8 protein-coding genes and 1 pseudogene are annotated in these 12,157 nt (G+C 41.8%); 4 read left to right on the top strand and 5 right to left on the bottom strand.

Annotated features, from left to right (window positions below; all coding sequences use genetic code 11):
- Both AAFM34_RS18495 and AAFM34_RS18490 read right to left on the bottom strand, forming a co-directional pair.
- A partial coding sequence (locus tag AAFM34_RS18495; protein ID WP_341665389.1) for a hypothetical protein occupies window positions 1–1,013 on the bottom strand: 1,013 nt, incomplete at its 3' end.
- Window positions 1,014–1,015: 2 nt separating this feature from the next.
- Complete coding sequence (locus tag AAFM34_RS18490) at window positions 1,016–2,062, bottom strand: nucleoid-associated protein (RefSeq protein ID WP_341665387.1); 1,047 nt, start codon at window positions 2,060–2,062, stop codon at window positions 1,016–1,018.
- Between the two features lie 772 nt (window positions 2,063–2,834).
- On the opposite strand from AAFM34_RS18490, the gene AAFM34_RS18485 reads away from it, so the two are divergent.
- Window positions 2,835–3,557, top strand: coding sequence for a hypothetical protein (locus AAFM34_RS18485; RefSeq protein WP_341665385.1), 723 nt, complete (start codon window positions 2,835–2,837; stop codon window positions 3,555–3,557).
- 111 nt (window positions 3,558–3,668) lie between these two features.
- Here the strand turns inward: AAFM34_RS18485 and AAFM34_RS18480 are convergent, their stop codons facing one another.
- Both AAFM34_RS18480 and AAFM34_RS18475 read right to left on the bottom strand, forming a co-directional pair.
- Window positions 3,669–5,111: a hypothetical protein gene (locus tag AAFM34_RS18480; protein WP_341665383.1), complete on the bottom strand. Its 1,443-nt coding sequence runs from the start codon at window positions 5,109–5,111 to the stop codon at window positions 3,669–3,671.
- Between the two features lie 343 nt (window positions 5,112–5,454).
- Window positions 5,455–5,985 carry a 3'-5' exonuclease gene (locus tag AAFM34_RS18475; RefSeq protein WP_341665381.1) on the bottom strand — a complete coding sequence of 177 codons (531 nt, stop codon included), beginning with the start codon at window positions 5,983–5,985 and terminating at the stop codon, window positions 5,455–5,457.
- A 295-nt stretch (window positions 5,986–6,280) separates the two neighbouring features.
- Between AAFM34_RS18475 and AAFM34_RS18470 the strand changes: the two genes are divergently transcribed.
- Genes AAFM34_RS18470 through AAFM34_RS18460 form a run of 3 tightly spaced genes read left to right on the top strand, consistent with a single transcriptional unit; the run spans window position 6,281 to window position 11,700 of the window.
- Window positions 6,281–6,913 carry a DUF2760 domain-containing protein gene (locus tag AAFM34_RS18470; protein ID WP_341665379.1) on the top strand — a complete coding sequence of 211 codons (633 nt, stop codon included), beginning with the start codon at window positions 6,281–6,283 and terminating at the stop codon, window positions 6,911–6,913.
- Window positions 6,913–8,838 carry an Hsp70 family protein gene (locus AAFM34_RS18465; RefSeq protein ID WP_341665377.1) on the top strand — a complete coding sequence of 642 codons (1,926 nt, stop codon included), beginning with the start codon at window positions 6,913–6,915 and terminating at the stop codon, window positions 8,836–8,838. Before AAFM34_RS18470 ends, AAFM34_RS18465 begins: the two co-directional genes overlap by 1 nt.
- 54 nt (window positions 8,839–8,892) lie before the next feature.
- On the top strand, window positions 8,893–11,700 hold the full coding sequence (locus tag AAFM34_RS18460; RefSeq protein WP_341665375.1) for an Hsp70 family protein: 2,808 nt from the start codon (window positions 8,893–8,895) through the stop codon (window positions 11,698–11,700).
- Between the two features lie 90 nt (window positions 11,701–11,790).
- Here the strand turns inward: AAFM34_RS18460 and AAFM34_RS18455 are convergent.
- Window positions 11,791–12,157: pseudogene (locus AAFM34_RS18455) on the bottom strand (hypothetical protein); the annotation flags it as partial.

Raw genomic sequence — 12,157 nt, 5'->3', positions numbered from 1 at the left:
AATAGAGTTCGAAAACTCTCTAAAAAAAGTGTCCTGTTGGACTTGACCAGTACAATTAGCCCATAAACCAGAGCTGCTGCAAACAAAAGTAAGTTAGTGTCTTCATTCAGACTACTCGCCTTTGATGTTGATAATCGAATTGCGACAAATGCTAGTGATACTGGAATACCTAATGCTTTGGTTTGAATAGAGCTAAATGTTTCATTAATTTTTAACATGTATTCTCTTTTCTTTTCCTGATATTCCAAACGAACATCATCAAAAGAGAACTCGCTCACATAGAGATCATAATTTTCGATAACCTGAGAGGAGAATTCACCGAAGTGAGTAAGTAGATACTCGAAGCGCCTGTCTTTTTGTACTGATTTTAGAAAATCATACAACGCAGTTTTAAAGATACTTACTCTTTGTTCTTTATGTGCCTCATCCTTTATCCACTTATATATATGCGTTATACCATCTAATCCTGATTGGATATCCTCCAATTTGTACTTGCAAGGAATCTCTAATCTATTCTTATGCAGCATTACAACATTGGGCACATTGCTTACATTAGAGGTATCAGTATGGTCAGCCTGATCAAGTAAAATATTGATTAGTGAAACTGTGTTTACATAATGTTTCAGGTCTCCTGTAAGACCTTCGGTTTGGCCTATGTATTTTGACTTGTCACTAATAATATAAAATGATTCGGGAACTACACATTTATTCTTTGTTTTTTCAAAAAACTGAATCCAGTTTGAATAAATCTCCACCCCATCTTGACGTAAATTAACCAATGAAGTTGTAACTTGATACTCTCTACCAACAACAGTATCTTCCGCATCTTGTGCGCTACTGTTAGTCAAGCCTTCAATAGTTAAAAGAAGGCCTTCATCTTCCCATGAAATTAGTTGCTCCTTAACCTCCGTTGTCATTTTGATTCGACACACGTAGTCGTCCTCGTTATTAGAAACGAGTTTATATGTGTCAATAAATGATGAAATTTGATTAAGAAGCTCAACTTTTGTCATCGTTAATTTTTGCCTTCTAACTGCTCTTTCAGAGTTTTAGGTATCTCAGTAATCGTAAGTACACCACCATTGTTAGGGTCATACACGACAGCATTTCCCAACAGCTTTGCATCAAAGCTCAATGAAATAAGCTTGTTTCTTCCCGAGTATTTTTTTAAACGCCTCAGAGCGTTGGGGTCAGTAGCTAATTCGTTGTTAAGGTTATGGGGTTCACTCTGTGAAATGAGTAAAAACTGCCCAACTTTTTCGTCATCAACATCATCTGGTAAAAATGTCGCATCTAAAATTGTGGAAAGTGCATCTAAGTGTATTGTCTGCTTTTCTTCTTTTCTCCATTCAACAATTTGGTCGTGAGCCTTGTTCTTCACTATTTCAGTTTTTGCCTCATCAAAGAGGTGGTGTTGACAGTACGCTTCAATACATTTAACTAGAGCTTTGGTATCAGTAGTTGCCTGAGTGAATTCCTTACAACCAATGAAATTTGCGAAGTATTCCGTAACTTTTTTAGCTTCTTTACCGATCTTGAAGGATATGTAACGATTAGATGGCTCGTCAGTATCTTGCCACTTAGTCAAATTAATTCGAGCTGCCATATGGAGCTTATCAAGGTCAATGCTATCGAATTGCTCAAGTTCCAATTTATCTATACGCATAACCACTTTTTCACGTAACAAAACCACACTCAAAAAATGCTCTCCAGCATGGGTATAATGGTTAAACCAAAGGTGTCCACCTTTTGCTGACGGTGCCGACATTAGCTGTTGTTGAAGATAGCTAGCCGCTGATTTTGTAAAGCCAACAAAATTTTCAAAACCTTCGTTGTAATACTTTTCCAGCAAAAACTCAAAGCGAGTCAACTGCTCATCTGCTTCTGGCTTTTCAAAATGACCAGTATTCAAGCCCGTAGAATTAAACCTCTCATTAATCCCCTTACTCAGTTGAAGTGCGGATTCATTAATCTCGTTCTCTTCTTGACGATCATCTAGCTCAACTTTTGTGCTTTTTTCCTCTTTAATGAGGTTGTGTAAAATGACGTTTTTAATTTCCATGACGCTCACTAAAAATTATATTTAAAATAATATCAATAAGATAAGTTAAACAGTGATAACAATTTACAACTAAGGCGTTAGTTTTTCCTCAATAGGCGTCATATTTTGAGATATTGAAAAGAACTGTATTTATAGACAGTATAAGAAAAATGCTAGCAATGGCAACTTATAAATAAACAAGCGCTGTTTGGGAAAGCATAACGCTTGTTTCTTGTTGAACATGTCTTTCCTCTGAAGTCTTACGATATGTTTTGGTACAGCGTGAGTGAGGTTTGTCATGCGTGTAGGGACCAAAACACACTAACGGGGGTAGGTCTTACGTTCTACCAGCCATTAGCTTTTCTGTATCAAATTTACCTGATGACCTTTGCCCAAACATCGACACGTAACCCACTTTGGGGCATTTTCATGTTTCATCCACCGTCAGCACGCCTCTGGACCGAAATGTTTCATCGGTTGTACTAGTTACTCTTAGAACCTATCTCAATAGGTGTTGTCTGAGTTAAATCAACACCTATTGAAAATACTGTAAATGAGTTCAACACAAAAATACAAAAGCTTAATACGAGCTGCTGAGATATAAATTTATCTCCGGCACTTTTACATAAGTTTGTTCAAAAGCAATGAGTTTTATTATTCAATTGATTTATAGGCAAAATTAATACTATTTTATTTCACTTTCTTACCTTGATGCCTTGAGAACCGTGTCTTATACCTTATATGGCTCTCTTCTCAGAAGCTTTCATTTTCATACTCTTAATTGGAGAATAACATGTGTCATGGTCCTAGTTTAGAAAGTACAATTCAAAAAAGTGAAGACGCGAAAAAGGCAGTAAATGAGGCTGTTGCCAAAGCGCAGGCAGCACTAAAAAACACTGAAGAACTCGCAAAGCAGTATATTCAAAGCCACACCAAAGGCATCATAGAAGTTGAATCTGTCAATAACCAGTCTTACTCTAAGTTTTCAGATGAATTTAACCTAGACGCACTGGATAATGTTGTTGATGGTATTATAAAAGTTGCTCAAGACTACCTGACCTCTGAAGAAGATCCTAAAAAAGCTGCAGAAATGGCTGGAGACATTGGTTCAGTGATCAAATCAACTCTTGCACTAGCGGCAACAAGCTCAAGCACTACAGAAAAGCTTCAAGTGGTATTCAACCACATTGTGGCTGACGATAAAAACTACGCCGTTTACTATGCCTGCAATTCTATGACTGTGGATGCAGAGAATGCATGGGGCAGCAAAGAGATCACGGTTGTATCTAACATGTACATGTTTGCTGAAGTCGAGCCTAACCCAGAAGTGACTTACGCTAAAATCTTACAAGAAGATTTAGATGCACTAGATAAGGTTAATCAGCAGTACGACGATGCCATTGTTGCTGCGAACTCTCAACAAGAGCTTGATGCACTTACATTTAGACAGAAAAAAATCAGTATCCTTAAAGAGAAAATAGAGAAAGATCTTCAAGATCTGGGTACTCCAGCATAGTACCTATTATTTTCCTTTAATATTAAATAAGCGCAACACTACTTTTGTTGCGCTTATTTTTATACGCCGTAATCTATATCGTCAAGTAAAGTGATTGTCAGCAATAGAAGTTTACAGCAACTTTGCCGCAACTAATCTTTGATAAACTGCTGCGCCAAAATCATCTGCTTTTATATCCTTATAGCCCTGAAGGTCGTTAAACTGCAGTTTTGTTTCACCATCAGAGATCCCCTCCGAGGCAGCCATAATTTCAAAGTACGAATGATGACTTTTAGGTGGCATAAGATTCGCCATACAGATAAGTCTTGCTTGATTAAGCGTCGGTAAACTTTCAAGTTTTTTACTAGCTTCATTTATCTGATCCTGACTAGCAGAAGGATTATTTTTTATCGATAGATAATAGCTGCGTACATTAGCGAAAGCATTTAAAAACTTCACCGTATGGCCACTTACTCCTGAAATTAAAGGCCTGTTATTCTCTAGCGCCAAAGACACTATGTTCTCAACTTCTGGCATTCCCTTTTGAGAACGTCGTAAAATGTTAGAGTTTTCTCCCGCATCATGGCGTCTCATACCATTACTCACTTCATCAGGTCTGAGATCTTGGGTAAATTTATTGGTACTTTTGTAGAGACCAATATCTTGAAGAAACGCTGCTTTTTGATCCGGCGAACTTTCAAATTGTGCTTTCACTTTCTGCTCTGAACCCCCAGCTAGTGTGAGTATTCTACTTCGCCATGCCTGAGGCAATTTTTCCCATTTTTCAATTCTGTTTGGGTTAACGTCATACCATTGATGATAAGAAGTACCGCCAAATGCACGGTTATCTGGCGTCACCGTATTAAAATAGTTTGAACGTCGCTGCTTCATCGCTTCACTAAATGAGTCTTGTTCTGCGGTTTTTTCTCCTTGGTAGTCAAAGGGACCAAATGGCTCAGCACCAATGGTTTTATAAAAGCCTGAATTTGCTTCACTTAAATAGTCTTGCTTTGAAAGATTGTGCTCTTGGGCTTGCTGGGCAAATGTCTTAATATCGTAATCACCGCTGTCTAAATAGTAATCTTCAATTGCCAAGAACACCGAATCGAGCGATAAAATACCTTTGGAAAGCTCGTTCGCTCCACCTATTTTATAAGCTTGTTTTAGGATGCTATCTTTGTTGTCTTGTATAAGTTTATCAAAATCAATACCAAATCCATCAATTGCAATAGCAATCGCTTTTTGAGTTAACTCTTTCCCTAAACTACCTTGTATAAGCATTTGCCCGAGCTGCTGTTCGACCTTCTTATTTTGGTTTAGCTTACTCACGCTAGCATATTTTAAAGGTGAAATATCAGCGTCTTGGGCTTCTCGAAGAATTGGGTTGGATTTGAATACAGATATGCTCTGTGTTTCTGATGTTCTATTGGGATTACTGAAAGGTTTAGCTGATGCTAAGTCTTCAGTAGTCACATGTCGGACTTTTCTTACTTTAACATCTGAGCCTGACTCCGATTTTTGTTGTTCTTCAGGCTTTGATACTGAACGGATATTTGAAAGGGTGTTTCTAAACATAACTGACTCCGATTACTTTTACCTAACCAGTAGTAATTAAAAAGCCAATAGAAACAACTGCTAAGACTATAAATTCACAAAAAGTATATTATTAGAAATAACAATAAACAATAAGAATTACTACTCGAGATCAAACTTTACAATTCGTTGAGAAAAATTCATTAAAGTGTTGAGCTACACTATTTACAAATAGTGGATAAGGCCTGTATTAACTATTGACTTCACAAGAAATCATTTAATGTCTATTTGTAATAATTGCTTATAAGTACTTTGAAATGGCATCTTCAACAAATAACTAAACGGCACAAAATCAATTAAGATCAAACGATCGCACACGCTAAAGTTACAACATAGTCAAAGCTAATTTAGCAAGGTTATAAGCATCCACATAGCCAGAATGCTGTCGCCCTTCCCATTCAATATTTTGCGCTTCTTGAGCTGCTCTATGCCCGATACGCTTATCTTTAAGGCGGTGCTGCACCCGGTATAACGTTGCCAGGTTAATGCATTCGCGAAAAGGCATTTCAATTCCCTTAGCTTGGCACTCTTTGGCTAATATCAGATCGTCTCTCCCCCAAGAGGCATAAATTTTATTGGTTCCACCGAAGTTTTTTATCATTGACTTCAAAACGTCAGCCAGTGGACGACCTTGCTTTTCTATTTTTCGAGGAGTAATGCCTGTCAACTCTGCGCAAAACAATGATACTTCATCTTGCTCTGGCTTCACATAGTACTGGGCACGCTTGACTATCTCACCTTTGGTAAGATCAATTTCCGCTAATCCAACTTCAATGATTTCACCTGTTGTTCCGACACCATCTTCATTCCAACAGCACATTTCCAAATCGAAACAAACAATACGGTTATGGTTCATTACTCACCCAAACTTTAGTTTTCCAACAAAGCGCCAGATTCTATATTAGTTAAGCGTAAAACTCGACAGACCACGACTCAATTGATCAAAACAACGTCAATTTACTTTCTACTTTCTTCAGCTAGGCCAAAAGAAAGCTAAAGTGACTAAAAAAAAGCCAATCAAATCCTCACACTCGCTTTTCTGCGGGCCTAGTTGGTTGAATGTGATAATATTTGCCCCAATTTAACCGAATAATAACGACAATAGTGGTCAGCTGTGACCGCTATTTATCCCATAAATTAAGAGAAATCTCATGACGTTCGATTTACAAATGATCCCTCAAACGTTCGATATGCTGCATGCAGGGCTTACCGTTTCAAGCATTCTTTTGCTTCTTATTGCAGTATCGCGCAAATCTAAAGTCGTCGAAAAAGTGGTAGAAAAGCCGATTGAAAAAATTGTCGAAGTCGAAAAGCCGGTTGAGAAGATCGTCGAAGTCGAAAAAGTAGTTGAAGTAGAAAAAATAGTTGAGAAAGTGGTCGAAGTGGAGTCCAAGCTTGCAACCGCGTCTACCGACTCTGCAATGCAACTGCTGTCTATTATGCAGCAAGAAGCTCGTTTGATTGATTTCCTAAAAGAAGATCTCACTTCATTCTCTGATGAAGACGTTGGTGCCGCAGCTAGAGTCATTCATACTGGCGGACAAAAAGTACTGAGTGATTACGTTACACTCGAGCCTATACGCAGTGAAGACGAAGAAACGCGTATTACTATCGAAGAAGGCTTTAACTCACAGCAAGTTCGCCTCACGGGTAATGTCACTGGCAATGCACCATTTAATGGCACCTTAATCCATAAAGGCTGGAAGGCCAGCTCTATGAACCTACCCAAATTGGCCGAAAACTATGACGCCTCAATTATTGCCCCTGCTGAGGTAGAGCTGTAATGGACAATCACAACACGAACTCTACACAGACACCTAAATACAGTGTTGGTATCGACTTGGGTACAACACACTGCGTTCTGTCTTACCTTGATACTTCTGATGAGAACGCAAGTGTCGAGGTCATGCCAATCGCTCAGTTAACTGCACCGGGGACGGTTGAAAGCAAAAGCCAGCTCGGCTCATTTCTCTATCAACCTCATGAACATGAAATGAACCCAGCTTCGCGCGTATTACCTTGGTCGTCGGAGCCCAAAGCACTAGTGGGTGCTATAGCGCGTAATTTGGGAGCTAAAACGCCTATCCGTCTGGTGGCTAGCGCTAAGTCGTGGCTTTGCCATGGCGGAGTTAATCGACGTGATGCGTTTCTTCCGGCAGGTAGCCCAGAAGAAGTAGAGAAAGTCTCGCCTCTTCGCGCAACTGAGCTCTACTTAGAACACTTAAAAGCAGCATGGAATCATTCACATCCAAACCATCCACTAGCAGAACAAGATGTGACCATCACGGTCCCAGCCTCTTTTGACCCGGCAGCACGCGATTTAACCGCAGAAGCGGCAAGAAATATAGGTCTAGCGCATCTGACTTTGCTAGAAGAACCCCAAGCGGCTTTGTATAACTGGATAGATAACAGTAATGAGCAGTGGCGCGAGCAAGTCTCCGTTGGTGACATTGTTCTTGTGGTAGATATCGGCGGCGGCACCACTGACCTTTCATTGGTTGAAGTCACAGAAGAAGAAGGCAACCTTACCCTAGACCGAATCGCAGTTGGCGAGCATATTTTGCTTGGCGGCGACAATATGGATTTAGCGCTCGCCTATCGACTAAAAATGAAACTAGCGCAAGACGGAAAAGAGCTTCAGCCATGGCAAGTTCAAGCTATGACTCACGCATGTCGCGATGCAAAAGAAGCGTTACTCAATGACGCTTCTCTTGAAGCTGTTCCAATCGTGGTGCCAAGTCGCGGCTCCAAACTGCTCGGTGCCACCCTAAAAACTGAACTGACCCAAGAAGAAGTCCAACAAACTCTAGTGGATGGTTTCTTCCCAAAAGTTGCAGTCACAGAACATCCAGTACAACGTAGTCGCGGCGCCTTAACCCAAATGGGTCTGCCTTACGCTCAAGATGCGGGTATTACTCGCTATATCGCTGCTTTCTTGTCCAAACAAGCCAACGCACTGGGGAATGAGACCGAGCAGAGCGATTACAACCCATTCGCTTCAATGCCGGGAATGGGCGGATCTGATACGGCTACTACTGATTTTATTAAGCCTACCGCGATTCTATTTAACGGCGGCGTGTTAAAATCACAGCTGCTCGCTTCTCGATTAGAAGAAACAATTAACGAGTGGTTGATTGATTCAAACTCTGAAATCGCGCAGCATCTGACTGGCGTTGACTTGGATCTCGCAGTGGCTAGCGGTGCATCCTATTATGGCGCGGTACGTCGTGGTCAAGGTGTTCGTATTCGCGGCGGTATTGCATCTAGTTATTATGTAGGCATTGAAAGCGCAATGCCTGCTATTCCTGGAATGGCTCCGCCATTGGAAGCTTTGTGTGTTGCACCATTTGGTATGGAAGAAGGCTCATCAGTCGACATACCAAGCCAAGAGTTTGGCTTGGTTATAGGCCAGCCAGTGAATTTCCAGTTCTTTGGTTCAAATGTTCGCCGCGACGATTTAGCAGGTGCACATCTTGACCATTGGGGGCCTGATGAATTGGAAGAGCTGCCAGAAATTCAGGTTACCTTACCTGTTTCTGATGGCCGCAGAGAGGGTGAAGTTGTTCCTGTAACTTTAGCTTCTCGGGTGACAGAGCTTGGTACCTTGTATCTCGAAGCAATTGCCACTGACAATGGTCAAAAATGGCATGTTAAGTTTGACGTTCGCGACGACGCAAATAAAGACTCATCTCATAGCGAACTCTCATAATATTTAACGGCACCTTAAACGGTGCCGTTACTTTTCTCATCTTCAAGGTTTTTTATGACATCTCCTCGCTTTCTCGTTGGTATAGATTTAGGTACCACAAATACCGTTGTCGCCTTTTGTGAAATCACAGACAATCTAGAGCAATCAAGCGTCTCTCTTTTTGAGATTGACCAACTCATAGGTCCAGGCGAAGTTGTTCGCAGACCTTTATTGCCCTCTTTTCGCTATCATGCAGCCAAAGAGCAAATGTCACCCCTAGATCTTACTCTGCCATGGGACTCAGAGTCGATTTCTGGTGATATAGATAATGTCATCATTGGAGAGTGGGCTAGAGAGCTGGGCGCCAAAGTCGAGGGGCGTCAAGTATCGAGTGCCAAAAGCTGGCTATCTCACCAAGGTGTTGACCGTAACTCAGACATTCTTCCGTGGGCCAGTGCCGATGATGTCAATAAAGTATCCCCTGTTATTGCTAGTGCCAGCTACCTCAATCACATCAGACAAGCATGGAACTTTCGTCATCCAAGCAACAAGCTCGAAGACCAAGACGTTGTGGTGACTGTGCCTGCATCATTTGATGAAACAGCGCGTAAACTTACCCTAGAAGCGGCCTCTCTAGCTGGCTTAAACAAGATTGTACTGCTCGAGGAGCCACAGGCGGTATGCTACGACTGGTATTCTCGTCACCAACAAACTGCCGGAGATGAACTCAAGCAGCTGCCGCTCATTTTGGTCTGCGATGTCGGAGGAGGCACCACAGACTTGAGCTTAATCGCAGCAAAGCATGAACAAGACAAACTCTCTCTGGATAGAATAGGTGTGGGTGAACACTTAATGCTTGGCGGTGACAATCTCGATTTAGCCTTAGCTCATCTTGCAGAAGGCCGTTTTAATCAAAACAAAAAGCTCAATGCTGCGAGCCTTACTAAACTGATTCAACAAACTCGACAAGCCAAAGAAGCATTATTGTCCCTTGAAACGCCTGAAGAAGTAAAAATCACCATGCTTGGTAGTGGCTCAAAGCTACTTGGTGGCACGAAAAGTATTAGCCTTAGTAGAAAAGAAGTACACCAGATTGCACTAGACGGATTTTTTCCTTTATCTGATTTTTCAGATATGCCAAGTAAGCGTCGCAGTGCTATGGTCGAATTTGGTTTACCTTATGTAGCAGATCCAGCAGTCAGTAAACATTTAGCTGAATTTCTCCACCAACACCAGCAAGTCTCATCCACCGCTCTTGGCAAACCAGAAAACCCTGAACCCGCAATCCCTGTAGGCCTTCTGCTTAACGGCGGTGTTTTTAACAGCGAGCTTGTTACAAAACGCATTATGGATTTGCTTGAGCATTGGCGCGGATCTCCTATAACACTGCTTGATAATCCTCATCCTGATTGGTCTGTCGCGTTCGGAGCCGTGGCCTATGGCAAAGCTAGGCGGGGCGCTCAGCTCAAAATTGGTGGTGGTTCGGCGCGCTCTTACTTTCTACATATGCAAGAAAAGAACAACATGGGTAAAGCACTATGCCTTCTCACTAAAGGGACGGAAGAAGGCCATGAGATACGCTTAACTGGCCGGCGTTTTGCTCTCACATTAGGCGAGCCAGTGCGGTTTAATCTGCTTACTTCAATCCATGACACCCTGACTCAAAACGTAGCTATACAAAATGGCGTAATGGTGGATGTGGATCCTGATATCTTCACTCCACTTCCCCCTTACATCTTGACGTTAGAAGGTGAAGGTGCAGAGCTTCAAGCCAATCAAAAGGAGCGAGTTGAAGTGCAATTAGCCTGTCAATTGACCGAAGTTGGCACGTTAAAAATAGAGTGTGTGAACATCGATGATGACAACAAGCGTTGGGAATTAGAATTTGAAGTCCGTAATCAACAATCTGACGAGTCAGAACAAGTCACACTTCCACCGCGGCTTGTTGAGTCTAAAGAGCTCATCACTCGTCTATACAGCGGCAACAAAAAAAGCGCTGATTCAAAAGAAATCAAAACACTAGCAAAAGATCTTGAGAAAAAACTAGGTAAACGTGACGATTGGGACTTTGCTACGTTGCGTCAATTGTTTGATGCTTTTGCCCAAGGACGAAAACGTCGTCGCCGCTCTGAAGCCCACGAAAAGAATTGGCTGCGCTTAGCTGGTTTTTCCCTGCGGCCAGGATTTGGTGACGCCACAGACGCTTGGCGATTAGAGCAGGTTTGGGGATTGTATCAACAGAGCATTCAATTTAAAAACCATCAAGGCTGGACAGATTGGTGGGTGTTTTGGCGCCGAATAGCTGGCGGCCTTAATCAAGAACAGCAAGAAACTTTACTTGCCGATATCGCCAAATATCTACACCCGGGAGCTATGAAAAATCCGCAGTCCGCGAAAGCAGCCCATGATATGGGGTATGAATCTATGGTTAGACTCGCTGCTTCACTAGAGCATTTGGATGTAGAGGATAAGGTGCTGTTATCCAGTTGGTTTTTAACTAAAGCCATTAACCATAATCAGTTTGAACAGGCTCATTGGTGGGCTCTGGGTCGTTTAGCCGCTCGCACCCCTCTGTATGGGAGCCAGCATAGCGTGATTCCCAGAGAACAAGCCGAACAATGGCTGCCCAAGCTACTGGAGCAAAGCTGGCAAAAAGAGCCCATGATCGGCTTTGCTGCTGTGATGATATGCCGTAAAACAGGCGATCGATTATTTGATATCTCTGATGATTTTCGCCAGCAAGTCCTTACCAAACTAAAACAAAGTAAAGTACCCAATGCTTGGGTTGAGTTAGTCGCTGAAGTTAAAACACTGTCTCATACCGAATCAAAACGAGCCTTTGGTGATGCACTCCCTGCAGGTCTATCACTGATCTCTCGCTAAGTTTTTTGGGTGAACAAAAGGCTGCTTTTAAGCAAATAGGCAGCCTTAATTATCTCTGGATATTATGGATTGTGATTTTCTAAATTTAACTTACAAAGTCCCTCTTAGCTTCTGCTGCGCTTCAATTGCGCTAAATAAGGATTTAAAGTTGCCAGCGCCAAACCCATCGTGATTATTGCGCTGCATAAACTCAAAAAATAGGGTTGGTCTACTTTCTACTGGCCGGGTAAATATCTGCAAGATAAAACCTTTGTCGTCATAGTCTACGACAATGTCTAATTCTCTCATGGTTTCAATACTGATACCCAAATCTAAATCGTTCTCATAAATAGCGGATTGGAGTTCATCATAATAAGCACTAGGAACAGGTAAAACGTAGCACCCTCGCGCTTTTAAAGAACGAACGTAAGCTGGCGGTGAGCCCCATTTAACTGAAAGCTGGCACCGACTAAAAATA

This window comes from Vibrio sp. (assembly GCF_038138445.1).
Lineage (GTDB): Bacteria > Pseudomonadota > Gammaproteobacteria > Enterobacterales > Vibrionaceae > Vibrio.
Note: the sequence above shows the minus strand (reverse complement) of the source record. Positions and strands in the feature narration are given on the sequence as shown.

Bases quoted from the DNA above. Each gene is read 5' to 3' on its own strand.
- AAFM34_RS18460 (WP_341665375.1), top strand. From the start codon at position 8,893: ATGACATCTCCTCGCTTTCTCGTTGGTATAGATTTAGGTACCACAAAT.
- AAFM34_RS18480 (WP_341665383.1), bottom strand. From the start codon at position 5,111: ATGTTTAGAAACACCCTTTCAAATATCCGTTCAGTATCAAAGCCTGAA.
- AAFM34_RS18490 (WP_341665387.1), bottom strand. From the start codon at position 2,062: ATGGAAATTAAAAACGTCATTTTACACAACCTCATTAAAGAGGAAAAA.
- AAFM34_RS18465 (WP_341665377.1), top strand. From the start codon at position 6,913: ATGGACAATCACAACACGAACTCTACACAGACACCTAAATACAGTGTT.
- AAFM34_RS18485 (WP_341665385.1), top strand. From the start codon at position 2,835: ATGTGTCATGGTCCTAGTTTAGAAAGTACAATTCAAAAAAGTGAAGAC.
- AAFM34_RS18475 (WP_341665381.1), bottom strand. From the start codon at position 5,985: ATGAACCATAACCGTATTGTTTGTTTCGATTTGGAAATGTGCTGTTGG.
- AAFM34_RS18470 (WP_341665379.1), top strand. From the start codon at position 6,281: ATGACGTTCGATTTACAAATGATCCCTCAAACGTTCGATATGCTGCAT.